The sequence below is a fragment of the Erythrobacter rubeus genome, assembly GCF_014705715.1.
Taxonomy (GTDB): domain Bacteria; phylum Pseudomonadota; class Alphaproteobacteria; order Sphingomonadales; family Sphingomonadaceae; genus Erythrobacter; species Erythrobacter rubeus.
This window is the reverse complement of the sequence record NZ_JACXLC010000001.1, coordinates 1828248-1853471: the sequence shown is the minus strand read 5'-3', so window position 1 is coordinate 1853471 and position 25224 is coordinate 1828248. Positions and strand designations below refer to the sequence as shown.

The window sequence follows — 25224 nt, the reverse complement described above, 5'->3', positions numbered from 1 at the left end:
TCGTTTATTCGGGAGGAAGATCGAACGGATCGTCTTCGCGTTCTTCGCTGCGGCGGCGCAGCTCGACACTGCGCTCCGGCGCGGCCAAGGTGCTGAGTTCGAGCAGCTCCTCCGAGGTCGGCTGATCGGGAGCGCCGTAGGGAGCAACCGGCAGGCTGGCTCCCTCAGGCGGCGTCAGCTCGGTACGCGATCCGCATGCGGCCAGTGCGAGCCCAAGTCCCAAAAGCAAAACCGTACGCATCATTCGTCCATTCCAAGCTCTGCGCGTGCGCGCTTCACCTGCCTGTCTACCTGCTCCGGCGCGGTTCCGCCATAGCTTGCGCGCGCCGCGACCGATGCATCGACACTCAGCGCATCGAAAACGCTTTCATCAATGCGGTCATCGATGGCCTGAAGATCGGAGAGCGGCAATTCATCGAGCGCGCAGCCGCGCTTTTCTGCGAGTTTCACCGCGGCGCCGGTGATGTGGTGCGCTTCGCGGAAGGGAATATCGGCTTCCGTCACCAGCCAATCAGCTAGGTCGGTCGCGGTCGCGTATCCAAGTTCCGCCGCCTCGCGCATGCGATCCATGTTGAAAGTGCTGTCCGCGACCATGCCCGTCATCGCTGCGATGCTGAGCGCCATCAGTCCGGCCGCTTCGAACACGGGCGGTTTGTCGTCCTGCATGTCTTTCGAATAGGCGAGCGGCAGGCCTTTCATGGTGATCATCAGCGCGGTGTGGCATCCGATCACCCGGCCCGCATGGCCGCGCACCAGTTCGGCGGCGTCGGGGTTCTTCTTTTGCGGCATAATCGAGCTGCCGGTCGAGAGCGTGTCAGGCATGCGGACGAAGCCGTAAGGCTGGCTGGCCCAGATGATGAGCTCCTCGGCAAAGCGCGAAAGGTGCAGGGCGCAAACACTCGCCGCGTAGAGGTAATCCATCGCGAAATCGCGGTCGGATACCGCATCGAGCGAATTGGCGGTCGGCCGGTCGAAGCCGAGCGCGCTCGAAGTCGCGTCGCGGTCGATAGGAAAGCCTGTGCCCGCCAGTGCGGCGCTGCCCAGTGGGCTTTCATTGAGCCTTGCGCGCGTATCCGCGAGCCGGGAACGGTCGCGCCGGATCATCTCGTAATACGCCAACAGGTGATGCCCGAGCGTGACGGGCTGCGCGGTCTGCAAATGGGTGAAACCCGGCATGATGCTGCGTGAATGCTCACCGGCGCGGATGACGAGCGCGCGCTGGAGCGCTGCGAGCCCTGCATCCATCTGGTCGATCGCCTCGCGCACCCAGAGCCGGAAATCGGTGGCGACCTGATCGTTGCGACTGCGTGCAGTGTGTAGCCGTCCTGCAGCGGGGCCGATTAGGTCGGAAAGCCGTGCCTCTGTCGTCATGTGAATATCTTCGAGGTCCCAATCCTCCGGCACGCCGTCTTTTTCGTATTCGGCGGCGATGGCATTGAGCCCGTCGGAAATGGCCTTCGAATCGTCTGCACCGACGATCCCCTGAGCCTCAAGCATGGCGATGTGTGCCTGCGAGGCCGCGATATCCTGGCGCCACAGCGCCTTGTCGAACGGGATCGAGGCATTGATTTCGCGCATGATCGCGCTAGGCCCTTCGGCGAACCTGCCGCCCCACATCGCATTCGATTGGGCATCGGTCTTATCTGAGGAGTCGCTCATGATCCGGATTTCACTCGTTTTGGCTGCTTCGGCGCTTGCTCTTGCGGGGTGCGATAGTGCGCCGGAAGAGACTGCGCAACGCGGTAACGAAGCGCAGGTGGGTGGCGGAGCGCCAACGCCGCCGCCGCTGCCGGGTCAAATCGTGCGGTTCAAGGCGGGCACCGAGCTGCCCGATCTCAGTTTTTCCGATCCGGAGGGCGCCCAGCTGAGTTTGAGCGAACTTGAAGGCACTCCGGTCCTGCTCAACCTCTGGGCGACGTGGTGCGCGCCGTGCGTGATCGAAATGCCGACCCTCGATGCGCTCGCCACCGAAATGGGTGACGATTTGAAAGTGCTCACGGTAAGCCAGGACGTGCGCGGGGCCGAAGTTGTCGAGCCTTTCTTTGCGCAGCGCGATTTCGCGAATCTCGAACAATGGCTCGATGAAGATGCGACGCTGAATGCGGCGCTCAACGAAGACGGCCTGATGCCGCTCACGATACTCTTCGATGCCGAGGGCAAGGAACTGTTCAGGGTTGCCGGGGGCTACGAATGGGATAGCGAAGAGGCGGTCGCGCAGATTTCCGAAGCGATCGGATCGGCGGGCGGCGCCGAGTAAATCCGCGATTGTTTGAAAACGTGGTGGGCGATGACAGGCTCGAACTGCCGACCCTCTCGGTGTAAACGAGATGCTCTACCAACTGAGCTAATCGCCCCAACCACGGGCGCCCTTGAACGGGCGAGAGAGCGCTATCTAGCGGCTAAAAACGCAAAATCAATCGCTGATATGGTCGAAATCGTATCGCGGCGCTAAACGCGTCTGCCATGAGTGCACCCAATCTCCTCGTCCTCGCTACCGGAGGGACCATTGCGGGTATTGCCGGCTCGGCCACCCGTCACGATTATCGTCCGGGCCAGATCGCGATCGAGGATTGGCTTCAGCAGGTCGCCGAATTCGGGCTCTCGGCGAAGCTAACCGGCAAGCAGATCGCCAATATTGGATCGGAAGACATCGGTCCCCCGATCTGGACCAAGCTGCACCGTGAAATCACCGCTGCGATGGCCGACGATGCGATCGACGGGATCGTCGTCACTCACGGCACCGACACGGCAGAAGAGACGGCATTCCTGCTCGACCTGACGCTTCCCGCGACCAAGCCGGTCGTGCTGGTCGGCGCGATGCGTCCGGCCGATGTTGTGGGCAGCGACGGGATGCGCAATTTCGTGAATGCAGTGTGGGTTGCAGGAGATGCAGGCGCTAGCGGACGCGGCGTGCTGGTGGTGATGGGAGACCGCGTGCTGGGGGCGCGCGATGTTCGCAAAGTGCGCACGCGCGGGACTGATGATGCGTTCCGCGGCTTTCCGCGCGGCGGCATCGCACTGGTCACGCCGAGCGCGCTCGAATGGTTTGGCAATCCATGGCGCGAAGGTGAAGGCGCGCGGTTCTCCTATAGCGAAGATTTGCCCGAAGTGCCGATCCTCTACGTTGCCGCCGGGATCGAAGCGGACCTCGTTGACCGTATTCTTGGAGAAAACGCGAAGGGGATCATCGTCGCCGGTGCGGGTGAGGGCAACATGCCCGATGGCGTGCGGCGCCGTCTGGCGGAATACGCACGCGATGGCGTGGTCGTCGTGCGCGCCAGCCGCGTCGATGAAGGACTCGTCGACCGCGAAGAGGGCGAGGATGACGCCAACCGTTTCGTCGCGGCGCGCGCGCTCAATCCGCAGAAATCGCGGATCCTGCTCAAATTGTTGCTTTCAGAAGGGGTAAGCGACCTGGAGACAATCCAGGCCGCTTTCGACAATCCCTAGCCGTCAGGTCAGGACCAGGGCGTGACCAGGTATTTTTCGCCGGTCTTCATCTGGCGATAATCGGTGATGGCGTCCTTGGTCAGCATTTCTTCCAGATTGACCTTCGCCTTGTAGTGCGAAGCAAAGGTCGTGGTGAGGTTCTGCTGGACGCGGGTGCGCATCTTCACGACCGTTTCCATGCCGGCCTTCTGAAGGAACGGCGTCAGAAGCCAGCCCGAAATGCCCCATTGCAGGCCGTAGCTTGGCGTGAGGATGGTCGGGCTGAGGTCGAGCCGCCCGTACATGTACATCTTCTTGTCCTGCGTTGAGCCGTAGCGTGAGTACTCGTCCATCTGCGAGGCCGCGACCTGTTCCATCGCTTTCAACACGTTGTCGCTGGCCTGACCGCCACCGATCGGATCGAAGCCGAGATAGGCCCCGGTTTCCTTGATCGCGCTGCGAAGCTGCTTCATGTAATCGTCGTCCGACGAATTCACGATGTACTTCGCGCCGATGCCCTTCAGCAGGTCGACATGCTCCTGCTTGCGCACGACGTTGACGACCTTCAGCCCGTCCTCGATCGCGATCTTGTTGAGCATCTGACCAAGGTTGGAGGCCGCGGCGAGGTGCACGATCGCGTCGTGGCCTTCCATCTTCGCGGTCTCGACAAAGCCCAAGGCGGTCATCGGGTTGACGAAGCTGGACGCGCCAACCTCGCTCGAATGATCGCCCAGCGGCAGGCACATCATGGCATCGGCGATGGCATACTGGCTGAATGCATTGCCCGGTACGCAGGCAACGCGCTGACCCATCAGCGCCTTCGCCATGTCGCCGTCACCCGTCGCGACGACTTCACCGGCACCTTCATTGCCTGCCGGAAGGCGCTGTCCATGGCGGTTCTTCTGACCGGAAAGGAAAGGTTCCGGCATGTCGGCGACAACCTTGCCGGTGGAATAATCCGCGTTCTCGAAATCCGCCGCGCTTGTGAGGATAGCAAGATCGGAGGGATTGATCGGTGCCGCCTCCATCTTGACCAGGACCTGGTTTCCGGTGGGCTGCGGGAAGCTCTCCTCGCTGATTTCAAGCGTGAGTTTGCCATCCGCGCCAAGGGTGGTGAATAGCTGTTTGCCGGTCATGGTCATGGGTTTGTCTCTCCAGTGATTTTCTTTGTGGTTTCGGGATCGGTCTTTTCGCGCGGCGACAGCTCGAGGATTACGGCCATCGTGGCCCACACGGCGAGTGTAGGCTGCAATTTGGGCACCTTTGCGATGCTGAAAAACTCTTCTGCCACTTCCGGCAGGAAATAGATGGCAGCGGCCGTCGATGCGACGTTGAACAAAGTGTACTCGCTCAGCGCGATTGCCTGGATCATCATCACGATTAGCGCGCTGATGCTCAGCATGGCCATGAAGTCCGTGACAGGCAATTCCTGTCCGCCCACGAGTACGAAACCCAATACGGCCCCAAACACGATATTCATCGCGCTGAGCCCGGCGCGGTAGTCGCCTTCGGACATCGCCGAACTGGTGGGGAACTTGTACCACTTCGCCATTGTCAGCCGCCCCCTTCCGGATAAAGTGCCGCCACGAAATACAGCCCGTGCGGCGGCGCGTTAAGTCCCAATTGCTGGCGGTCGCGCGCGGCGAGCGCCTGTGCAACCCGCTCGACCTCCCAAGTCCCCGCGCCGACGAATTTGAGGCAGCCGACCATCGATCGGACCTGGTGGTGGAGGAAGCTTCGCGCCTCTGCATGGATATGGATTTCCGGGCCGTATGGTCCGTCTGTTTGCGCGACATCGAGCCGGTCGAGCGTCTTCACCGGATCTTTCGCCTGGCATTTGACCGAGCGAAAGGTGGTGAAGTCGTGCTCGCCTATCAGCGACTTTGCGGCCTCCCGCATCGCTTCGATATCGAGCTGCGGAGCGACCTGCCACGCGCGGTTCTTCGCGAGCGCGAGCGGCGCGCGGCGATTGACGATCCGGTAGAGATACTTGCGGCCCGTGCAGGAGAACCGCGCATGCCAGTCCTCCGGCACGATCTCGCAGAGGTTCACCGCGATGGGCTGCGGCCGCAGATGGGCGTTGATAGCTCCCATCAGGCGGAACGGCGTCAGCTCGGTTTCCAGATCGACATGGCTGCGCATGGCGATCGCATGTACCCCTGCATCGGTCCTGCCCGACGAATGAAGCACGGCATCCTCGCCGGTGATCGCGTGCAGTGCGTCCTCGATCGCCTGCTGCACGCTTGGCCCATGCTTTTGCCGCTGTAGGCCTTGGTACGGCGTGCCGTCGAACTCGTAGATGAGGGCGAAGCGCGTCATTCCGCTGAAGTCTTAAGTACGCCGATTGGCTTTGGACGCGACATGCACGGCACGGTTGGATTTAGCGACGGCTCTAGGCCCATATTGGAAAAATTCAGGTCGACCACCTCATCCATCTCAAGTTTGTCAAGGTCGACCAGATAAGTGTAGGTTCGAGTAGGTGCCTTCGCGATCAAGGCCAAGCGTTCCCCGAACCAACCGAATTTGCACGTTCCGTCTGTCAGTGGGCATTTCCGATCGGCAAGGTTCTTAACGCTGTCGTATCTCCATACGGCTCCGTCCCAAACAGTGAATGAATAGACGGTGGAACCATTGCCCCGATCCTTTTTGCAAATGATTAGCTGATCAGAAACCGTCAATGGGCTAATCTCAACTAGATCGTCAAAGGCGACTATCGGAACTGGATCAGTACGTGGCGGCGGTGGAGGTTCGCTTTCGAGCGCGCTTGAACAGCTTTCAAGCTGGTAATAAAAGAAGCCTACCGACAAGACAGTCACGCCCAACGCAAACCACGGTTGGCGGCTCATACGATTGTGCTCCCAACTTTAATCGCACGGCCTCTGAGGAAATCGCTGCGGTTCATTGCCGGCTTGCCCGCGCGCTGAAGGCGGAGAGGCTGGATCGCGCCGCTCCCGCAGGCGATCGTCAAGTCATCGTTCAGCACGGTGCCCGGTGCGCCGGATGCGGTCTTGGACTCACCCTTGAGCAGCTTAACCCGCTCGCCTTCCAGTTCGAACCAGGCGCCCGGAAATGGCGCCAGACCGTGCACATAGCGGACCAGCTCGCTCGCCGGGCGTGACCAGTCGATCCGCGCCTCCGCCTTGTCGATCTTGGGCGCGTAGGTCGCTTGGCGCTCATCCTGCGGCTGCGCTGCGAAGCCGCCTAGGTCGGCAAGCACCTCAACCATGGCGCTTGCGCCCAATTCGGCGAGTTCCTCGGTCAATTCTCCGGTCGTCTTGTCTTCGATCGGGGTGCGCACGATGTGCAGCATCGGCCCTGTATCGAGCCCGGCTTCCATCTGCATAATCGTGACGCCGGTTTCTTCGTCCCCTGCCATTATCGCGCGGTGGATTGGCGCAGCACCGCGCCAGCGGGGAAGGATCGAGGCGTGGATGTTGAGACAGCCGTGGCTCGGCGCATCGAGCACCGCCTGCGGCAGGATGAGACCATAGGCGGCGACCACCGCGACATCGGCATTGAGCGCTGCAAATTCGGCCTGCGCTTCTTCGCCTTTGAGCGATCTTGGTGAGCGCACTTCTATGCCCAGCTCTTCCGCTTTGGCCTGCACGGGGGAGGGGCGTAGCTTCTTCCCTCGGCCTGCCGGACGTGGCGGCTGGGTGTAAACGCATGCGACTTCGTGGCCGGCGGCATCAAGGGCGGCGAGCGCGGGCACTGCAAAATCGGGCGTTCCCATGAAAATTATGCGCATGAAGCTTCGCCCCGGCCTTTCTCGTTTCCGCGCCAGCCCCTATCTCTCCCCTCATGGCATCGCAAGAGATCGAAGCGCTTTCCGGCGCATTGGCCCGGCTTCCCGGACTGGGGCCGCGTTCGGCGCGGCGTGCGGTGCTGTGGCTGGTGAAGAACCGCGAACAGGCGCTGCCCGCTCTGCTGGAGGCGCTCGACGCCGTTTCGGAAACGCTGGTCGAATGCTCGACCTGCGGCAATGTCGACACACGCGATCCGTGCGGTATCTGCGCCGATGCCAAGCGCGATGACAAATCGATCTGCGTGGTCGAGGACGTTGCCGATGTCTGGGCGCTCGACCGGGCGCGGTTGTTCCAGGGTCGGTATCATGTACTTGGCGGCAGACTGTCCGCGCTCGACGGAGTGGGGCCGGAAGATCTCAACATCGCCGACCTGCTCGAGCGCGTCGCGGGCGGGGCGGTCGACGAGGTGGTGCTCGCCATGAACGCCACGCTCGAAGGGCAAACGACCGCGCATTATCTCGCCGAACGGCTGGAGCCGCACAATGTCCGCATCACGCAGCTCGCCCACGGCCTGCCGGTCGGCGGCGAGCTGGATTATCTCGACGAAGGCACGCTGGCGCAGGCCCTGCGCGCGCGGCTGCCCGTGGGATGACGCTGCGCATCGAGGGGCTGGCAGATGCTGATTTCGGTGAGGTTGCCGACCTCTGGTATCGAAGCTGGCTTTCGACCGGTGCAGAGCACGGCGAAGGAGTAACGCGAATTGTCCTGGAGCAGCGCCTGCGGGACGAGCCATGGGACATCTGGGTGGGCCGCTCGGACACCGGGATAGCGGCATTTCTTGCCATCGACCGCGAGGACGCCTGCCTGAGCCAGCTCTTTGTCGCTCCCGAACATCAGAACCAAGGCATCGGGGAAAAACTGCTCAGTTTTGCGCAGCGCGAGATGTCACGCGGTTTCTGGCTGCGAACCGACGAAGGCAATTCAGGCGCACGGCGATTTTATGAGCGCCGCGGCCTGAAGCTTGATCGCATCGATGATGGCCGCGCCTATTATCGATGGGATCCTGCAGCCTCAGCGATCACCCTCATCGAACCGTTACGCTTGCGAGGCTGCGCCGCACGCACTAAATTACTTCCATGGCTATTCGCGAAATTCTTGAAGTGCCGGATCCCCGGCTCAAAACCGTGTCCGTCCCTGTCGAACCCGATGAGTTCGACGATGAGCTCAAGCAGCTCGTCGAAGACATGTTCGAAACGATGTACGATGCGCCCGGCATCGGCCTCGCGGCAATCCAGGTCGGCGTGCCCAAACGGGTGCTGGTGATCGACCTTCAACCCGAGGATCCCGATGCCGAGCCGGTTGAATGCGAGCATGACGGGCACAAGCACACGCATCCCGCGACGAAGAAAGAGCCGCGCATCTTCATCAATCCAGTGATCGTCGATCCGGCAGAAGAACTATCGACCTATCAGGAAGGGTGCCTGTCGGTACCGGAAATCTATGCCGATGTGGACCGCCCGGCGACCTGCACGGTCCGGTATCAGGACCTCGATGGCAATCATCATGAAGAGAAGCTCGAAGGGCTGCTGGCAACCTGCCTCCAGCATGAGATGGATCACCTCGAAGGCATCCTGTTCATCGACCACCTGTCTCGCCTGAAGCGGCAGATGGCGCTCAAGAAGTTGAAAAAGCTGCGTCAGGCGGCGTGATGTGTTTTGCGCTCACCCATCCCGGTGAGCGTCCTCGCTAGACGCGTAGCCGAGCTACGCCCGGTGCGGGCGGGCAGTCGCGCTTGCGGGCCGACTATTTGTCGGCCCGACCTCATTTTTCATCCTTCGGTTTTCATGCGGCCGACCGCTTTCTTTACGTCGCGGATCACCTCTTCGCACATCTGCACGCAGCGCTTGCAGTGCCGGTCATCATGCATGGAGCAATGTTCGAGGCACTGCTCGCACGCGACGATGGTCGCGAGACCCATGGCGCGGATCGCGATCACATTCTGACCGGTGCGGCGCGATCCCATGCGGTAAAACGCCGTGCACGCGTCCGAGGCGTCGAGGCAGCGGCGAATGCACTCCGCCCGATCCTCGTCCTTGTGCGCTAAGCAGGCATCGGCGCACGAATTAATGATCGCCGCACCGTACATCGCATGCTTCACCGCGTCGCCGAGGTCCGAATTGTAATCGTCACCCACATGCGGGTGGTCCTGTATCATTTCCTTGATCGACATGGATTTTCTCTCCTTTGGAATTGGAGCGAACGGGGCTGGGGATTGGTTCCGAATTGGCGGCTTTGACGCTTGGCCTGCGCCTTCGTTCCAGCTATGTTCCACAGATGGATGCAAATGTTCTGATCGCTGTCGTGGGAGTGCTGGCGCTGCTCGTCGGGCTGGGCGTGGGGTGGTTTCTGGGCGGAAAGCCAGCAAGCGACCTGCGAGCGCGACTGGATGAGCGCGAGAGCGAGTTCAAGACGGCGATTGCCGAACTCGGCGAGGCGAAGATTGATCTGTCAGCGGCCAACGAGCGCGCCGCCCGGGCCGGGCAATTGGCTGAAGAACTGGAGGCTTCGCGTGCCGAAAACGCCGCGTTAAAAGCAGAGCGCGCAGGATTTGCCGAACAGAAGCGTCTGCTTGAGGAATCGCGCGGGGCGTTGCTGAAGGAATTCGAAAACACCGGCGCACAGGTGCTGGGCAAAGCGCAGGAGGCGTTTCTCCGCCGCGCAGATGAACGTTTCAAGCAATCGGAAGAAGCGGGTGAGCAGAAGATCAAGGCGCTGCTTTCACCGGTCGGAGAGCGGCTGGCAAAGTACGAACAGCAGGTCGAAACGCTCGAAAACCAGCGCAAGGATGCTTTCGGGCAGCTTCACGGCCTGATACAGTCGATGCGCGAAGGACAGGAAGAGGTCCGGCGCGAAGCGCAGCGTCTTGGCAACTCGCTCACCAACGCGCCCAAGGCGCGCGGGCGCTGGGGTGAGCGTGCACTGCAGAACGTGCTCGAACAGTGCGGGCTGGCCGAGCACACCGATTTCCATCTCGAACAATCGGTCGATACCGAAAGCGGGCGGCTGCGGCCTGACGCGATCGTCAACGTACCGGGTCAGAAACAGCTCGTCATCGATGCGAAGGTATCGCTCAACGCCTACCAGGCCGCGTTCGAGGCGGACGACGATGCTGAACGGATCACGCACTTGGACCTCCATGCGAAGAGCATGCGCAATCACGTCCAGACGCTGGGCAGCAAGAGCTATCAGAGCCAATTCGAACGCGCGCCCGATTACGTGGTGATGTTTGTGCCGGGCGAGCATTTCGTCGCCGCCGCGCTTGAGCACGACCCCAAGCTGTGGGACTTCGCTTTCCGCAACAAGGTGCTGCTCGCGACGCCGACCAACCTGGTTGCCATTGCGCGCACCGTCGCGCAGGTCTGGCGGCAGGACAAGATGGCCGAAGAGGCGCAGGAAATCGGCAAGATGGGCGCAGAATTGTACGACCGCCTGCGGGTGGCCGCCGATCACATGAAGCGCGTTGGCGGCGGTCTCGAAAGCGCGGTGAACAATTACAACAAGTTCGTCGGCAGCTTCGAGCGTAACGTGCTCACCTCGGGCCGGCGGATGGCCGAAAAGGGCATCGAAATCTCGAAGGAGATCGAAGATGTTCCGCTGGTCGAGGCGACCCCGCGATACAACAATGACGATATCGATGCTCTGGAGAGCGACAGCGGCAAAGACCGCGACGCTGCCGAATAACTATCCTTCAAGCGAAGCGAGCACTTCGTAGGCGAGCACCGCGCCCGCCACCGCTGCATTCAGGCTGTCCGCGCGCCCGCGCATCGGCATGGTGACGCGCAGGTCGCATTCGTCCTCGTAGGATTCCGGCAGGCCTTGGGATTCGTTGCCGACGAGGATGAAACACGGGGATGCGTACGGTGCGCCGCGATAGGGGACAGCATCGCGCAGGCTTGCCGCGACAAGTTGTCCCGCTCCGCCGCGTAGCCAATGCACGAATTCCGCCCACCGCGCCTGCGCCAAGCCCTGCGTGAAGACTGCGCCCATGCTGGCACGCACCGCTTCGGCGCTGAACGGGTCGGCGCAATCGTCGATCAGGATCAGCCCACCCGCTCCCACGGCGTCGCCTGTACGCAGCATCGTGCCAAGATTGCCGGGATCGCGCAAAGCCTGCGCCACCAGCCAGATCGGCGCGGTATCGCGCTCCATCTGCGACAGCGCGGTGTCCCATTCGTCGAACACCCCGACCACGCTCTGCGCGTTCGATTTTCCCGTAATCTTGGTCAGAATGTCGGGCGAGGTCTCGATGATCTCGCCGCCCGCACCTGCAACTTCGGTTTCAAGCCGCTCGAGCAGGGGATGCGGCTCGCGGCCCTGCGCCATGACAAGCTTGCGCGGCAGCCGGCCGCCATCGCGCGCATCTTCGAGAAGGCGCAATCCTTCGACCAGAAACTGCCCGGCGCGCTTGCGATGTTTCTTGTCGCGCAAGGATCGCAGATATTTGACGGTCGGATTGGAAAATCCGGTGATCTGTTTGCGCATGGCCGCGATGTCTTCCGATCAAGAACGCGCGGCTAGTCTTCGCCGAACCCGTTTTCTATCAGCCCGACGAGCTCTACCAGCACGTTTTCGGCGTCGCTTCCGCCGACGATCACGTCGACATTGTCGCCCTTTGCCGCGCCCAGCATCATCAGCCCCAGGATCGAGCCGCCAGCCGCCTCATTGCCATCCTTCGCAACGCGCACGTCCACACCTTCCGGAAGAGCGGCAACAGCGCCAACGAATTTCGCGCTAGCCCGCGCGTGGAGCCCGCGCTTGTTGACGATAGTGACATTGCGGCGAAGTTCGCTCATCCAGGCCGCCTCACGCTTTGGCCGCAGCCTGCCCGGCATCTTCGCCGAGAAGCTCGCTGGCTACGGTGATGTAGTTGCGGCCCGCCTGCTGCGCGGCCTCGACCGCGTCGACCACATCCATCTTGCCGCGTGCCCCCGCCAGGCGGATGAGCATCGGCAGATTGATGCCGGCAATCACCTCGACCCGCCCGATATCGAGCAGCGAAATCGCTAGATTGGACGGCGTGCCACCGAACAGGTCGGTCAGGATGATGACCCCGCTGCCGGTGTCTACGGTTTCGATCGCCGCAGCGATGTCCGCGCGGCGCTGTTCCATGTCATCATTCGGCCCGATGCACACGGTTTCGATGCCGGACTGCTTGCCGACAACATGCTCCATCGCTTCGACAAATTGGTCCGCGAGGCGGCCATGGGTGACCAGGATCAAGCCAATCATGCGGGAGTCACGTCCGTAAGTTACCTAACCCGGCACACGCTCGATTTCGTCGGCGGCGCGCGAGCCCAAATTTCGATGCCGGACAGTGGGCGAAAATCCGGCCTCGCGCAAGCCTTGGGCCATGCGTTCGGCGGTGAAAACCGATCGGTGTCTCCCCCCGGTACACCCGAAGGCGACGTGCACATAAGCCTTGCCCTGCGCTTCGTAGCGCGGGAGCAGAGTTAGCAGCAAATCGCGGATCTGTTCGAATGCTGCATGAAAAGCCGGGTCTTTCTCGATATGCTCGCCAACCGGCGCGTCACGCCCCGTTAGTTCACGCAGGCCGTCGACCCAATGCGGGTTGTCGAGAAAGCGCATGTCGAAAACAAGGTCGGCCAGCGGCGGCATTCCGCGCGCGAAACCGAAGCTGGAAATGGTCAAGGTGGCGTCGCCGGCTTCACCAATATCGAACAGATCGCGCACATGCGCTTGCAGCTCGTTGGTGGCGAGCGAGGTCGTGTCGATCACCGTGTCCGCGGCGTGGCGCAGCGCCTCCAGCAGGTCGCGCTCCGCTGCGATCCCCTCCTGCAGCGGGCGTCCATGGGTCATCGGGTGGCGGCGACGCGTTTCGTTGAAGCGCCGCTCCAGCTCGCCGTCCGCACAGTCGATAAACATGAAGCTGACAGAGAGATCATTGCGTTCGGTCAGCTGACCCAGAAGTTCGATGATGTCCGCCGGAACGAAGCCGCGCGTGCGCGAATCGAACCCGATGGCCAGCGGCCCGCGTTGCTCGTCCACCGGCTCATCCCCGGGCGCAACCAGCCTTTCGAGCATGCGAACAGGGAAATTGTCGATGGTTTCCCAGCCCAGATCCTCCAGCACGTCTAGCGTGGTCGATTTGCCAGCCCCGGAAAGGCCGGTCACGAGCAGAATGCGCTGCGGGCCGGGATCGGCAGCGGATTGATCGGCAGGATGCGCAGTATCCATGCCTCGTCTTCGCGAAATTGCCACCGAATGGGAAGCGCCTTTTTTGCAAGGGCTGTCGCCCGTGAGAAATCAGGCGGCGCGCATTCCATGCGCGGCGAGCGCTATCTCAGCACGCCGGGCAGGCGCGATCTCTCCGGGAAGGAAAGGCAAGACCGGAACTTGAATGCCGAGCAGGTCGCGGGTTGGCGCGTTGTCCGGCAACCGTTCACCGGTTTCTCCCAGCGTAAGGACCAGAGCGACCGGCGTGGGATCAGCGACCGGCAGGTTGATCAACCCCACTCCGCGGACCTCCAGCAGCCCGGCTATGTTCGGCGGCGGCGAGGCTATTGCCTGATCGCCATGCCGCTCCAGCGTCACACCATCATCACCGATTAGCACGGCGCCGCGATCGATGAGGGCCAGCGCAAGCGAGGACTTGCCGATGCCGGGCGGTCCTTCCATCAACAGCGCGCGGCCTTCGATCGCGACGGCGGTGGCCTGCAAGATGATGGGCGGACTATCCGTCATGCGGCGGGAAGCTTGAACCGCAGGCAAGCGCCGGGCTTACCATCGGGGCGCGCTTCTGCCGTGAGCGATCCGTCATGCGCCTCGGCAATAGCTCGCGCGATCGCCAGCCCAAGCCCTGAATGATTCCCGAAATCTTCCTCTTCAGGACGAACCGAATGGAAGCGGTGAAACACCTTTTCCCGCGACTTTTCCGGGATGCCCGGTCCGGAATCGCAGACCAGCACGGTTACGCAATTGCCATCGTTGTCGATCATTACTTCGATGGGGGCCTCTGGCGGCGAGAAAGACACGGCGTTGTCGAGCAGGTTCTCCACGACTCGTTCCAACCGCGCGCCGACGCCCAGCACTTGCGCCGCGAAACCGCGGGTCTGAAGCTCGATGCGATGGTCGAGATTTTCGGCGCGGTGTTCACGGCTGCCGATGATCTCCTGCACAAGGCCGGTCATGTTGATCCGCTCGAGCGTTGCGCGGGACATCTCGGCATCGATCCGGCTCGCATCGGAAATCTCGGAAACGAGCCGGTCGATCCGCCGTACGTCATGGGTCGCGATCTGTTCAAGCTCGCGGCGCGTGTCCGGGTCCTCGACGCGGGGGAGCGATTCGATCGCACTGCGCAGGCTGGCAAGCGGGTTCTTGATCTCATGCGCGACATCGGCGGCAAAGCTGTCCACCGCGTCGATGCGCTCTCGTAGGCCCCCGGTCATGTCGGACACTGCGCGCGCGAGCAGCCCGATCTCGTCGCTGCGTTCCGGTAGCCGCGGCACTTCGACTTCGCGTTCGCGCCCTTGGCGGACCTTGATCGCGGCCCGCGCAAGTTCTCGCAGCGGCGTGACGATCGTTCGTGCGAGATAGAGCGAGAGCATGGCGGAGGCGAAGAGGACCAGCAGCACGGCTGTGACCAGCGTGGTGCGGGCTGCGCGGACCGTCGCGGTAATGTCCACCGCATTGCGCACGGTCAGCAAAGTTGCGCCATTCAGTCCGACAGGAGCGGCGGCCGTTATGACGGGGGTTCCATCTTCCCAATCGTAGAGCGTGATCTGGCTCAGCCGCTCTTCGCGTGCGCGCACCAGTTCCGGCCAGGCATCGGCCGTTTGCGCTTCGGGTTCGACATAATCGGTCACCGCTTCGGCGCTGACGATGGCGTCGACCGTTCGGTCGAGCCACCGCGCGAATTGCTGATCCCATGTGTCGTCGCTGATATCGTCGAATTCGAACGATGGTTCATCGAGCGCAAAACTGTCTGCCCATAGCAGCCCCTCGGCATCGAACATGCGCAGCCGCATGCCCTGTTCCTTGCCGATCTGGACCAGCAGTGCCTCCTGCCTCTCACGGGTGGCACCCGCGAGCGCTTCTGCGGTGATCTGCGCTTCGATGCGGGCGAGCTTGAAGCGTTCATTGATCAACTGCGTGCGGTAGCTGTCGATGTAGAACAGTCCGCCGCCAAGCAATGCGAGCGGCAGGATATTCACGACAAGGATACGAGCGGTGAGCGAGAACCGGCCGCCGCTGCTCAGCGTTTCGGTTCCGCCGCCGACCTGCGGCGTTTCCAGACTGGCGCTTTGATAAGCGTCTTCAGCCATCGTTGAAACTGTACCCCGCACCGTAGAGCGTATCGATCGCACTGAACTGCGGATCGGCGCTGCGGAACTTGCGCCGCATCCGTTTGATGTGGCTGTCCACAGTTCTGTCATCGACGAAGATATCGTCGGGATAGGCGGCATCCATCAGCTGGTTGCGGCTCTTGATGACGCCGGGACGCGCGGCGAGCGCTTCCAGGATGAGGAACTCGGTGACGGTCAGGCTGACAGGGCGGCCATCCCAGGTCACATGATGCCGCGCCGCGTCCATTTGCAAGCGTCCGCGCTCCAGCTTTTGATGCACGGCTTCGGACGAGCCTGTGTCATCCCCCGACAACTCGCGCGAAGGATCGGCGCGGCGCAGTATGGCGCGGATGCGCGCGATCAGGAGCCGCTGGCTGAACGGCTTGGCGATGTAATCGTCCGCGCCGAGCTCAAGCCCTGCTTCCTCGTCATCCTCGTCATCCTTGGAGGTGAGGAAAATCACGGGCAGCGGCACATGTTCGCGCATTCGCTTCAGCAATTCGAGGCCGTCCATTTTCGGCATTTTGATATCGAACACGCCCAGCGCCGGCGGATTTTCGATGAGCGCCTTGAGCGCGGTCTCGCCGTCGGAGTATAGCCGCGTCACGAAACCCTCGGCCTGGAGCGCGATCGATACCGTCGTCAGGATATTGCGATCATCATCCACAAGCGCGATCACCGGTGCATCTTCCGAAGCAATAGAGGATGCCTGAGAGCCCTCATCGCCGGGGGCGCTTTCCATCGTATCGTTCATACTCAGCTCTCCTGCGGCCTGCGGGGGTAGGGCCGCGTTTCCAGACGATTAGCGCGTTCCAGATCGAGAGACAACGCAGCGCACCCGGGTGCATCCATGCCTTCACCTTACCACTTTGGGTTAATGGCCGTGTGCGCGTTTGACGTGCGCGGAGCGGAGAGATATGCGAGATGAAAATGGGATTAGACGGATTCTAAGGGCATATTTCTGCCCTTTCTGCAGGCTATTCATTCCGCCGTTTGCACCAGTGCTTGAACCGGTGGGAAGTGCCTGCTTCCGTGTGAAAAAAGCCAGTCCTTTGATGGAGAACTTACGTTGACGCCTCTTGCCCAATCGCTGACCAGTCAGGGGATAGAAACCCGCGCGGAAATACACCCCAACCTCGGCACGCCCGCTCTGGTCGAGGCATCGCTTGCAGCCGAAGAGGGCGCCCTGTCGAAGCATGGCGCTCTGGTGGTTCAGACCGGAGCGAAGACAGGCCGCAGCGCCAAGGACAAGTTCATCGTGCGCGACGAAACGACCGAAGACACGGTGTGGTGGGGCAAGGTCAACGCAGCGATGACGCCGGAGCACTTCGCCAATCTTAAAGCGGACTTCATGGCGGCGGTTGCGGACAAGGAAACGCTTTACGTTGCCGACCTGTTTGGCGGTTCGCAGCCCGAACACCGCGTCAATGTGCGGGTGATCAACGAGCTCGCCTGGCACAACCTGTTCATCCGCACGCTGTTGGTGCGTCCGACTGCCGACCAGCTCAGTGATTTCGCGCCCGAATACACCATTATCGACCTGCCGAGTTTCGAGGCTGATCCTGCGCGCCACGGTACCAACAGCGAAACCGTGATCGCGGTGAATCTCACTGAAAAGCTGATTCTGATCGGCGGGACCAAATATGCCGGCGAGATGAAGAAAAGCGTTTTCGGCATCCTCAATTACCTGCTGCCGACCAAGGGTGTGATGCCGATGCATTGCTCGGCCAATATCAGCGAAGACGGCAAGACCGCTGTGTTCTTCGGCCTGTCGGGCACGGGCAAGACCACGCTGTCTGCTGATGCTTCGCGCACGCTCATCGGCGATGACGAGCACGGATGGTCGGATACCGCCGTCTTCAATTTTGAAGGCGGCTGCTATGCCAAGATGATCCGCCTGTCCGAAGAGGCAGAGCCGGAAATCTACGCCACCACTCGCCGCTTTGGCACGGTGCTCGAAAACGTAGTCATGGACCCGCAGACGCGCGAGCTTGATTTCGACGACAACTCGCTCGCTGAAAACACGCGCGGGGCCTATCCGATCGACTACATCCCGAACACGAGCAAAGACAATCTCGGCCCTGTGCCGAGCAACGTCGTAATGCTCACCGCAGACGCATTTGGAGTGCTGCCTCCAATTGCGCGGCTCACGCCCGATCAGGCGATGTATCACTTCCTGTCCGGCTACACGGCTAAGGTCGCCGGCACCGAGATCGGCGTGACCGAACCTGAAGCGACCTTCAGCACCTGCTTCGGCGCGCCGTTCATGCCGCGGCACCCGAGCGTCTACGGCAATCTGCTGAAAGAGCGCATTGCCAAGGGGCAGGTTCAGTGCTGGCTGCTCAACACGGGCTGGACCGGAGGCAAATGCGGCACCGGAAACCGCATGCCGATCAAGGCGACCCGCGCGCTGCTGAACGCTGCGCTCGACGGCGATCTCGACAATGTCGAATACCGCAAGGATGGCAATTTCGGCTTCGAAGTGCCTGTGCATGTCCCTGTTCTGGCGGAGCAAGGCATCGATCAGACGATCCTCGACCCGCGCAGCACCTGGGATGACAAGTCCGAATATGATCGGACCGCGCACAAGCTGGTGCAATTGTTCATCGACAATTTCGCCGAGTTTGCGCCGCATGTGGACGAAGGTGTTCGTCAGGCGGCGCCAGAGGCGCCCGTCGCGGCCTGATCATCTTTCAAGAGTTGGAGAGGAAAAGCCTCGCTCAGCGCAGTGGCGCGGGGCGGGGCTTTTTTTGGCACGAATGCTGTGCTGAAACGTCTGTTTAACAACGGGGATAACCAAAGACAGGAGAGCTGAACAATGAGCCTTTTCGATCAAATCCTGGGTGCAGCCCACAACCACCCGACCGTGAAGAACATGGCTGAGAAACTCGGCATCGATCAGGCGACCGCGGAAAAAGCGATCGCCGCGCTTACCGAAGGCCACCAGGCCGAGGGTGACACACTGGAGGTTGCTTCGGCCAAGAGCGGTCTCGACACCGGTGTCCTCTCGCAGGTGATGGAGCATGTCGGCGGCGAAGGATCGCTGACGGGCTTCATGCAATTGCTCGATCAGGATCACGACGGCAATCCGCTGAACGACATCGCCGACATGGCATCGGGCCTGTTTGGCAAGAAATGAGCGCGCAACGGAAAGCACAATCAGGAGACACGCAATGAGCCTTGCTCAAATGCTGCAACAATCTGGCGCTATCACGTCGATGGCGAGCGAACTCGGTATCGACGAGGGCACCGCAAAGACGGCAGCCGGCGCGCTTCTCCCGGCAATCGTTGCCGGGATGGGGCGTAGCGCCACGGGCGGAGCGACGACGCCCGACCCTCTGGGCGGGCTCGGCGGTCTTGCCGGTGCGATCCTGGGCGGTAGCGGAGCATCCGCTGGCGGGCTGCTCGATGCGGTGCTCGGCAACAGCCCGACGCCGACGGCAGCGGGGAACGACATTCTCGGCAATATCTTCGGCAGCAAGGATGTGAGCCGATCGGTCGCGAGCGAGGTCGCCGCGATGACGGGTCTCGACGAAGGGTTGCTGAAGAAAATGCTGCCGATCCTGGCAATGGCCGTAGCGGGCTATATGGCGAAACAGGCCACCGGTGCGGGCACCGGCGGCGCTGCGCCATCGCAAAACCCCCTTGGCGGTATCCTCGGATCAATCGTCGGCGGGATGATGAAACGGTAGAGGAAGCAGGGGCGCGGCCGCGTCCCTGTTTCAAAACCACGCCACTTGCCGAGCGATCAGCTTAGGCGCTCGCGATCGTCGAGGTAGCTCCAGATTCGGCTGACCACCACGGACCCTTCGCCAACGGCGCTGGCCACCCGTTTGATCGACCCGGAACGCACGTCGCCGACCGCGAAGATGCCATCGGTCCCCGTTTCGAAAGGCGTCTCGCGGCCAACCTCCGATCCGGTCAGGACATATCCCTTCTCGTCGGTCTCGACGAGGCCGGAAAGCCATTCGGTATTGGGCGCGGCACCAATCATGATGAACAGCGCTTTTGTGTCGACGCGGCGTTCTCCTTCCTTTGTCTTGAAAGTCACAGCTTCGAGCCAATCGTCGCCGTGGAGCGCGCTCACTTCGGTATGGTAGTGGATCGTGATCTTCGGATCTGCATCGAGCCGCTGGCTAAGGTAGCTGGACATTGACGCGGCAAGGCTTCCGGAGCGCACGACGAGGTGAACGTGGGCCGCGGTGCGTGAAAGGAACATCGCAGCCTGGCCGGCCGAGTTGCCGCCGCCAATGACCACCGCTTCCGTGCCGCCGCAGAACCGCGCTTCCATCTCCGTCGCGGAATAGAAAACACCTGCACCTTCGAGCCGTTCGAGATTTTCGAGAGGCAGGCGGTTATACTGCACGCCGGTGCTGACGAGGATGGCGCCGGCGCAGAGTTCATCGCCATCGTCCAGCTCCGCACAGAAGCTCCCATCGTCGCGCTTGGCCAGCCCGACCACACGGCGAGGCATGACAAATCGCGTCCCGAATTTCAGCGCCTGTATCTGTCCGCGATAGGTGAGGTCGGTGCCGCTGATGCCGGTCGGGAAACCCATATAGTTTTCGATGCGGCTGGACGTGCCCGCCTGGCCGCCGACCGCAGTATCCTCGATCACCAGCGCGTCGAGCCCCTCGGAACCGGCATAGACTGCCGCTGCAACCCCGGCAGGCCCGCCGCCGACGATGAGCAGGTCGAATTCGCGCTGCGAACAGATGTCGAGATCGAGCCCGAGAAACTGCGCAACCTTGCGCGGTGTCGGATCTTCGAGCTTTTGGTCGGAATCGAGCACGACCGACGGCTCATGCCCGGTCAAATCGCAAACCTGCGCGGTTTCGCTGTCGGAGGCATCCATGTCGTAGCTTCGGAACGGGATGCGATTGCGCGAAAGGAAACGCTCCACCGCCTGAACGGCCGGATCGCGATCGGCGCCGATCACTTTCACGGACGAATTCTTGAGCTCGAATTGCCGCCTGCGCCGCGCCGCGAAAACCGTGATGATATGATCGGAAAGCTCGGGGATGCGGCTCATAAGGTCGAGCATCGCCGTGCGCGGTGCCTCGATCACGCGGGTTTCCTTGGCCGCGCGCATAGGCAGGAACCACGTCCCGCGGTTCATGAAACCGATCTCGCCCATAAACTGCGTCGGACCCAAAGCAGCATCGAACAGGCGCTCTTTCGTATAGGGATCGACGACCTCTATCTCGCCTTCGAGTACGTAGACGAAAGTGTCCATGGGCTCGCCGCTGCGCGCGAACCAGTGCCCCTTGGGATAGGTCTTTTCCTCGCCGATTTCGCAGATCGCTTGGACATGGTCATCGGCCAGCGGAACGCGCCGCATGGTTTCGAGATCTTCACCGAGTTGTTCCATGCGAGCCTCCTGAATTGCTTGCGAAAACTAGATGGGGTCAGGTCCGCGCGGCTGCAATATAGCGCGACACAGTTTTGTCGACGACATCGAGCGGTGCGTTGCCGCCAAGGATGACGGCGGTGTTGAATGCTCTGAAATCGTAGTCGCTGCCCAATTCGGCCTGCGCTCGCTCGCGTTGCCGCACGATTTCGCTGTGGCCCAGCTTGTATCCGGTCGCCTGTCCGGGCCAGCTGCAATACCGATCGACTTCGCTTGCGACCTCTTCGTATTTGGAGCCATTGCGTTCGACAAAGAATTGCCGGGCCTGCTCGCGGCTCCAGCCTTTCGAATGCAAACCGGTGTCGACGACCATGCGGCAAGCGCGGAAGGCGAGCGATTGAAGATATCCAAGCCGCCCCACCTTGAAATCGTCGTACGCGCCGAGTTCGTCGGCGATCTGCTCCCCGTACAAGGCCCAGCCTTCGCTGAACGGATTGAAGGCGAGGATCGAGCGGATGAGCGGCAGGCGGTTGGAATACTCGCCCTCCCACACGTGACCCGGAATGGTCTCGTGATAGGTCAGGTCGGCGAGGTCGTATTTCCGGTGCAGGTCTGTCGTGCGCAGGTTGATCCAGAAACGGCCCGGGATCGTCCCGTCCTTGCTTCCCGCACCGCCATAGGCACCCGGTGCGCCCGCTTCCTCTGCAATCGGGATACGGGTGACTTCGAGATTGGGATCGACCAGCTCGGTGAATGCGCGCGGCATCTGCGCTCTGATCCAGTCGACCTGTTCGTTGATGAAGGCGAAGATTTCCTCGCGGCCCTTGTCCCCTTCCGAGAACTTGTAGCGCGGATCTGCGGCAAGCGTCTGCATGCGCTCGCCGACAGAGCCACTGGTGTAGCCGATCTCTCGCAGGATCGGGTCCATGCGCGCGTGCAATTGTTCAAGCTCATCGAGACCCTGCCGGTGAATCTCGTCGGGCGTCAGGCGCGTGGTGGTGCTCGAACGCAGGGCCCAGGCGTAGAACTCCTCTCCGCTCGGGCGGGCGGCCATGCCCGGATCGGACGTCGCCACTCCGCGCTGCTGCTTCAATTCTTCAAGCTGCGCCTCTAGCGCTGCTGCGATCGCACCGCTCTCAATTGCCAGCGCTTGATCGGCGCGCGTTTCGTCCGTGCCCATCTCCGCAAGCGCCCCGCGCAGGTGATCGGTGAACAATTCGCCTTTGCCTGCGCTTGCGAGCGAAAGCTCCATCTGGCCGATCGCCTTGTCGATCAGGAAATCGGGCGGCACCAGCCCCATCGCCCGCGCATTCCGGATGCGCTCCAGCTCACCGCCGAGAGCCTCGGGAACAGCCTCCATACGCTCGATGTAGAAATCGGCATCGGTTGCACTGCGCAGTGGCTGGTCCGACTGCATGAAACGCGGCAGGCCGATATACGCGCCGACATTCTGGATGACGACATAGGGCGCGGTGCGCCAATTGCCGACAGGCGTATCGCCATAGGGTAGCGCGAACCCATCGAGCGCGAGTTCGTACGCGCTTTCTACGACTTCGATATTCGTCAATGTCTCTGTGTCCAGACCCTCGCGCGGATAGGCCCGCAGGGTCGCGAGGCTTTCACGCAGGGTGCTGGCGTAGGCATCCTGGCCTTCGGGCGACTGGTCTTCCAGCTTGCCGCGCAGATGCGCATAGCTGCCCGTATCGACGCCCAAAGTCGTCGCACGCGTCGGCTCGTGTTCCAGCATCGCGTAGGCGATCCTGTCGAGCATCGCGTTGGCGTTCGCGTTCGCATCGGTAGAGGCCGCCGCGGCATTGCCCGCCTGATAGGCTGCTCCGGCGCATCCCGGCATCAGCGCCAATGCGGAAACGCCGCCAAGCCCCATTGCGGTCGAACGTAGGGCCTGGCGGCGCGTGATATTCTTGTTTGTCTCTCTCATGGCGGACGGTGTTACCGCGCGCCCGAAAGCTGTCAAATCAGTTCTTGAGTTCGCCAGGTACGACGCCCCCAGCCTTGGCGATCTCGTCCATGACGTCGCGGTGCAACTTGATGTTGTCCTCGGCTGAGCCCGAATAGCCGGTATTGCCCATTTCCTGAGCAAGTTCCTTGCGGTTTTCGTAGCTCGGATCGATTTTCACGAGTTTCATCAGATCGACGATCGAAGTGCGCCAATTGAGGTCTTCGGCGCCGGGAATGTTGGCGATGCGTTTCTCGACCTCTTCCTGGCTGATCGGTGCGCGCTCCTTAGGTCCAGATGTGGCCGTCGGTTTGGGATCGGCCTTGATCTCTTCCTTCTCGTCGTCGCCGAAGATCGCGTTCTTGATCGAACTGAAAATACCCATGCATTCCTCCTCTTGTGATCTTGCCTCTTATGAACTTGCAGGTGTAGCGCCCACGCTTGCGTGGCACAATCGGCGGACACTTCACCCAACCAACGTCCCAGAAGGCTAATCGTTCATGGATATTGTTCTTTCCATCGTGATGCTGGCAGCGTTCGCCCTGCTGGCGGGCGCCTTTGTTTACTGGCGGCGCACCGGCGAGGTGAAGCAGCCCGCGCTGATGGTGCTGCTGGCCGTCATCGCGATCGCAAATGTGCTGATCTGGACGGTGCCGACTTCCGATGGCACGTCGCCGATCCAGCGGGCGGAGGAGGCCGGCGGATAACATCCCGCCAGCCCCGTTCGCATCAATTCGGCAATTTCCAATTGATCGAGTTGCGATAAGTGCCGGCAATCGGGTTGCCGTAGCTATCCTTTGCAGGCTCGAACTGGGCCCTACGCTGGATCAGCTTGCACGTCGCCTCATCCAGCGGAGCATGTCCGCTCGACTTGGTAATCGTGCAATCGCTGACCTTGCCCTTCCGGTCGATTGTGAGCGCAAAACTGGCGACGCCAGACATTTCTTCGCGCACCCAGCGGCTGCGATAATCGCTGTCCGTCACCCATCGGCCCGGATTGCCGCGCGGAGACGCCTTGATCGGATCCGGGAGGGCGGGGCTCGGCGTTGCCTGACCGATGGGACCGCCGACCTCGACCGGGCCAAAAGTGTCGGCACCGATTTCGGGCAAGCTATCGATCGGCTTGGTTGGAACGGGATCGTATTCGAAATCGAACGGTGTTTCGACCCTCGTTTCGTAAGTCGGCGTGACCTCGCGTGTCTGCTCGGTTTGCGGTTCGTCCGGGGTCACGGGTGGATCGATCTCAGGCTCGATCACCGTGACGTCATATGTGTCGGGATTTTCCACGATTTCCGGGATGACCGCTTTGACCGCGAGTCCGACGACCAGCACGGCTCCGACCCCGGCAGGCACACCTAGCGCGCCTATCATCGCCAGCGGGTTCGCTCGATTGGCGGTTTGCGCATAGCTCATATTGAAGTTCCTCTCTCACTTTATGCGAGCGGCGCCGGAACCGAGGGGGAGGTGGATCGTCGAAACCGGCACCTCTCATCAGCAATGTTACAACGTAACCTATGCAGAGCAAGAACTTTCGCGTTTCTTTTCAGTACCTTTTATGTTCGCGCACATGACCTTTGGCCGCGTTGCTGTGGGCGTGCAATAGCGCTTGCAGTCGCGAACGACCGTGATGTGGAAACTGCGATGTCGTCGAAGCGGTTCGGCTTTGGAGGCCGAACGAAAGCTACTTGATCGGGCAGTCCGGTGACAGGCGGAAGTCGAGGTAGTTGTCGACCGACAGCATCATGTCATCCATTTCGTTCTCGAAGAAATGGTTCGCGCGCGGGATCTCGTCGTGATGGATCGTGATGTGCTTTTGCGTGCGCAGCTTGTCGACGAGCTTCTGCACGGCTGCTGGCTGGACCACCGTGTCGGCTGCACCCTGCACGAAAATACCGCTGGCCGGGCACGGCGCGAGGAAGCTGAAATCGTACATGTTCGCAGGCGGTGCGACAGAGATGAAGCCGCGCACTTCCGGCCGGCGCATGAGCAATTGCATGCCGATCAAAGCGCCGAAGGAGTACCCGGCAACCCAGGTCGTCTGCGCCTCCGGATGGATCGACTGCACCCAGTCGAGCGCGCTCGCCGCGTCGGACAATTCACCGATGCCGTTGTCGAAGCTTCCCTGGCTGCGGCCCACACCGCGAAAGTTGAAGCGCAGCACCGCAAAGCCCCGGTCCGCGAACGTCTTGTAAAGCCGCTGAACGATCCGGTCGTTCATCGTGCCGCCGCCTTCCGGATGCGGATGCAGGATCATCGCGACGGGCGCGCGCGGGCGCGGAGGAGGGGAGAAACGACCTTCAAGACGGCCTTCGGGGCCGGGGAAGATGACTGATGGCATGAATGGACCTTGCGCTGAATTTAGTGATCGCGCGCCGGGTG

General features: G+C 61.7%; 29 protein-coding genes, 1 tRNA gene and 1 pseudogene. 10 read left to right on the top strand and 21 right to left on the bottom strand.

What is annotated here, in order from left to right; genetic code table 11:
• Window positions 1-4: 4 nt before the first annotated feature.
• Together IB285_RS09200 and argH are read right to left on the bottom strand one after the other, a co-directional pair.
• Window positions 5-241: a hypothetical protein gene (locus IB285_RS09200; protein WP_407925620.1), complete on the bottom strand. Its 237-nt coding sequence runs from the start codon at window positions 239-241 to the stop codon at window positions 5-7.
• Window positions 241-1617, bottom strand: coding sequence for an argininosuccinate lyase (gene argH / locus IB285_RS09195; RefSeq protein ID WP_190789059.1), 1377 nt, complete (start codon window positions 1615-1617; stop codon window positions 241-243). Before argH ends, IB285_RS09200 begins: the two co-directional genes overlap by 1 nt.
• A gap of 40 nt (window positions 1618-1657) precedes the next feature.
• On the opposite strand from argH, the gene IB285_RS09190 reads away from it, so the two are divergent.
• Complete coding sequence (locus IB285_RS09190; protein ID WP_190787889.1) at window positions 1658-2257, top strand: TlpA family protein disulfide reductase; 600 nt, start codon at window positions 1658-1660, stop codon at window positions 2255-2257.
• A 21-nt stretch (window positions 2258-2278) separates the two neighbouring features.
• On the opposite strand, the gene IB285_RS09185 is transcribed toward IB285_RS09190, so the two are convergent.
• Window positions 2279-2354 (bottom strand) — tRNA-Val (locus IB285_RS09185).
• A gap of 109 nt (window positions 2355-2463) precedes the next feature.
• Between IB285_RS09185 and IB285_RS09180 the strand changes: the two genes are divergently transcribed.
• Window positions 2464-3450: an asparaginase gene (locus IB285_RS09180; protein ID WP_190787888.1), complete on the top strand. Its 987-nt coding sequence runs from the start codon at window positions 2464-2466 to the stop codon at window positions 3448-3450.
• Window positions 3451-3458: 8 nt separating this feature from the next.
• On the opposite strand, the gene IB285_RS09175 is transcribed toward IB285_RS09180, so the two are convergent.
• From IB285_RS09175 to fmt, 5 genes are read right to left on the bottom strand one after another with little or no spacing between them, the layout of a single operon-like run.
• Window positions 3459-4571 carry a zinc-binding dehydrogenase gene (locus tag IB285_RS09175; RefSeq protein WP_190787887.1) on the bottom strand — a complete coding sequence of 371 codons (1113 nt, stop codon included), beginning with the start codon at window positions 4569-4571 and terminating at the stop codon, window positions 3459-3461.
• Complete coding sequence (locus IB285_RS09170; RefSeq protein WP_190787886.1) at window positions 4568-4981, bottom strand: hypothetical protein; 414 nt, start codon at window positions 4979-4981, stop codon at window positions 4568-4570. The genes IB285_RS09175 and IB285_RS09170 overlap by 4 nt, the downstream gene beginning before the upstream one ends.
• 2 nt (window positions 4982-4983) lie before the next feature.
• Window positions 4984-5748 (bottom strand): tRNA pseudouridine(38-40) synthase TruA, encoded by a 765-nt coding sequence (gene truA / locus IB285_RS09165; protein ID WP_190787885.1) that lies wholly within the window; start codon window positions 5746-5748, stop codon window positions 4984-4986.
• Entirely contained in the window at window positions 5745-6275 is a 531-nt protein-coding gene (locus IB285_RS09160; RefSeq protein ID WP_190787884.1) for a hypothetical protein, read from the bottom strand. The genes truA and IB285_RS09160 overlap by 4 nt, the downstream gene beginning before the upstream one ends.
• Complete coding sequence (gene fmt, locus IB285_RS09155) at window positions 6272-7177, bottom strand: methionyl-tRNA formyltransferase (RefSeq protein ID WP_190787883.1); 906 nt, start codon at window positions 7175-7177, stop codon at window positions 6272-6274. The genes IB285_RS09160 and fmt overlap by 4 nt, the downstream gene beginning before the upstream one ends.
• 53 nt (window positions 7178-7230) lie before the next feature.
• Between fmt and recR the strand changes: the two genes are divergently transcribed.
• The 3 genes and pseudogenes from recR to def all read left to right on the top strand — a co-directional run bounded on the left by recR (window position 7231) and on the right by def (window position 8884).
• A complete protein-coding gene (recR, locus tag IB285_RS09150) occupies window positions 7231-7827 on the top strand; it encodes a recombination mediator RecR (protein WP_190787882.1) in 597 nt (198 codons plus the stop codon).
• A pseudogene (locus IB285_RS15200) lies at window positions 7824-8177 on the top strand (GNAT family N-acetyltransferase); the annotation flags it as partial. The gene recR and the pseudogene IB285_RS15200, both read left to right, overlap by 4 nt.
• Window positions 8178-8311: 134 nt before the next feature.
• Window positions 8312-8884: a peptide deformylase gene (def, locus tag IB285_RS09145; protein ID WP_190787881.1), complete on the top strand. Its 573-nt coding sequence runs from the start codon at window positions 8312-8314 to the stop codon at window positions 8882-8884.
• Between the two features lie 119 nt (window positions 8885-9003).
• Here def and IB285_RS09140 read toward each other — a convergent pair whose 3' ends face one another.
• A complete protein-coding gene (locus IB285_RS09140) occupies window positions 9004-9405 on the bottom strand; it encodes a four-helix bundle copper-binding protein (RefSeq protein ID WP_190787880.1) in 402 nt (133 codons plus the stop codon).
• A 104-nt stretch (window positions 9406-9509) separates the two neighbouring features.
• Between IB285_RS09140 and rmuC the strand changes: the two genes are divergently transcribed.
• Entirely contained in the window at window positions 9510-10916 is a 1407-nt protein-coding gene (gene rmuC, locus IB285_RS09135; protein ID WP_190787879.1) for a DNA recombination protein RmuC, read from the top strand.
• On the opposite strand, the gene IB285_RS09130 is transcribed toward rmuC, so the two are convergent.
• The 7 genes from IB285_RS09130 to IB285_RS09100 all read right to left on the bottom strand — a co-directional run bounded on the left by IB285_RS09130 (window position 10917) and on the right by IB285_RS09100 (window position 16280).
• Complete coding sequence (locus IB285_RS09130) at window positions 10917-11717, bottom strand: TrmH family RNA methyltransferase (RefSeq protein WP_190787878.1); 801 nt, start codon at window positions 11715-11717, stop codon at window positions 10917-10919.
• Between the two features lie 32 nt (window positions 11718-11749).
• On the bottom strand, window positions 11750-12028 hold the full coding sequence (locus tag IB285_RS09125; protein ID WP_190787877.1) for an HPr family phosphocarrier protein: 279 nt from the start codon (window positions 12026-12028) through the stop codon (window positions 11750-11752).
• 10 nt (window positions 12029-12038) lie between these two features.
• Window positions 12039-12464, bottom strand: coding sequence for a PTS sugar transporter subunit IIA (locus IB285_RS09120; RefSeq protein ID WP_190787876.1), 426 nt, complete (start codon window positions 12462-12464; stop codon window positions 12039-12041).
• A 24-nt stretch (window positions 12465-12488) separates the two neighbouring features.
• Entirely contained in the window at window positions 12489-13430 is a 942-nt protein-coding gene (gene rapZ, locus IB285_RS09115; RefSeq protein ID WP_190787875.1) for an RNase adapter RapZ, read from the bottom strand.
• Between the two features lie 69 nt (window positions 13431-13499).
• Entirely contained in the window at window positions 13500-13937 is a 438-nt protein-coding gene (locus IB285_RS09110; RefSeq protein ID WP_190787874.1) for an HPr kinase/phosphorylase, read from the bottom strand.
• Window positions 13934-15517 (bottom strand): sensor histidine kinase, encoded by a 1584-nt coding sequence (locus IB285_RS09105; protein WP_190787873.1) that lies wholly within the window; start codon window positions 15515-15517, stop codon window positions 13934-13936. Before IB285_RS09105 ends, IB285_RS09110 begins: the two co-directional genes overlap by 4 nt.
• Window positions 15510-16280, bottom strand: a complete 771-nt coding sequence (locus tag IB285_RS09100) for a response regulator (RefSeq protein WP_407925619.1) — start codon at window positions 16278-16280, stop codon at window positions 15510-15512. The genes IB285_RS09105 and IB285_RS09100 overlap by 8 nt, the downstream gene beginning before the upstream one ends.
• A gap of 327 nt (window positions 16281-16607) precedes the next feature.
• Here IB285_RS09100 and IB285_RS09095 point away from each other — a divergent pair, with 327 nt between their 5' ends.
• From IB285_RS09095 to IB285_RS09085, 3 genes are all read left to right on the top strand, one after another.
• Window positions 16608-18224, top strand: a complete 1617-nt coding sequence (locus IB285_RS09095) for a phosphoenolpyruvate carboxykinase (protein ID WP_190787871.1) — start codon at window positions 16608-16610, stop codon at window positions 18222-18224.
• A 132-nt stretch (window positions 18225-18356) separates the two neighbouring features.
• Entirely contained in the window at window positions 18357-18677 is a 321-nt protein-coding gene (locus tag IB285_RS09090) for a hypothetical protein (RefSeq protein ID WP_190787870.1), read from the top strand.
• 34 nt (window positions 18678-18711) lie between these two features.
• On the top strand, window positions 18712-19230 hold the full coding sequence (locus IB285_RS09085) for a DUF937 domain-containing protein (protein ID WP_190787869.1): 519 nt from the start codon (window positions 18712-18714) through the stop codon (window positions 19228-19230).
• Window positions 19231-19286: 56 nt separating this feature from the next.
• Here IB285_RS09085 and IB285_RS09080 read toward each other — a convergent pair whose 3' ends face one another.
• The 3 genes from IB285_RS09080 to IB285_RS09070 are packed head-to-tail and all read right to left on the bottom strand — an operon-like array spanning window position 19287 to window position 23230.
• Window positions 19287-20909: an FAD-dependent oxidoreductase gene (locus IB285_RS09080; protein WP_190787868.1), complete on the bottom strand. Its 1623-nt coding sequence runs from the start codon at window positions 20907-20909 to the stop codon at window positions 19287-19289.
• Window positions 20910-20946: 37 nt separating this feature from the next.
• Window positions 20947-22827 carry a DUF885 domain-containing protein gene (locus IB285_RS09075; RefSeq protein WP_190787867.1) on the bottom strand — a complete coding sequence of 627 codons (1881 nt, stop codon included), beginning with the start codon at window positions 22825-22827 and terminating at the stop codon, window positions 20947-20949.
• 37 nt (window positions 22828-22864) lie between these two features.
• Window positions 22865-23230: a DUF3597 domain-containing protein gene (locus tag IB285_RS09070; protein ID WP_190787866.1), complete on the bottom strand. Its 366-nt coding sequence runs from the start codon at window positions 23228-23230 to the stop codon at window positions 22865-22867.
• A gap of 115 nt (window positions 23231-23345) precedes the next feature.
• Between IB285_RS09070 and IB285_RS09065 the strand changes: the two genes are divergently transcribed.
• Window positions 23346-23552, top strand: a complete 207-nt coding sequence (locus IB285_RS09065; protein ID WP_190787865.1) for a hypothetical protein — start codon at window positions 23346-23348, stop codon at window positions 23550-23552.
• A gap of 22 nt (window positions 23553-23574) precedes the next feature.
• Here the strand turns inward: IB285_RS09065 and IB285_RS09060 are convergent, their stop codons facing one another.
• Together IB285_RS09060 and IB285_RS09055 are read right to left on the bottom strand one after the other, a co-directional pair.
• Window positions 23575-24258, bottom strand: coding sequence for an energy transducer TonB (locus IB285_RS09060; protein WP_190787864.1), 684 nt, complete (start codon window positions 24256-24258; stop codon window positions 23575-23577).
• Window positions 24259-24526: 268 nt separating this feature from the next.
• A complete protein-coding gene (locus tag IB285_RS09055) occupies window positions 24527-25183 on the bottom strand; it encodes an alpha/beta hydrolase (RefSeq protein WP_190787863.1) in 657 nt (218 codons plus the stop codon).
• Between the last annotated feature and the right edge of the window lie 41 nt (window positions 25184-25224).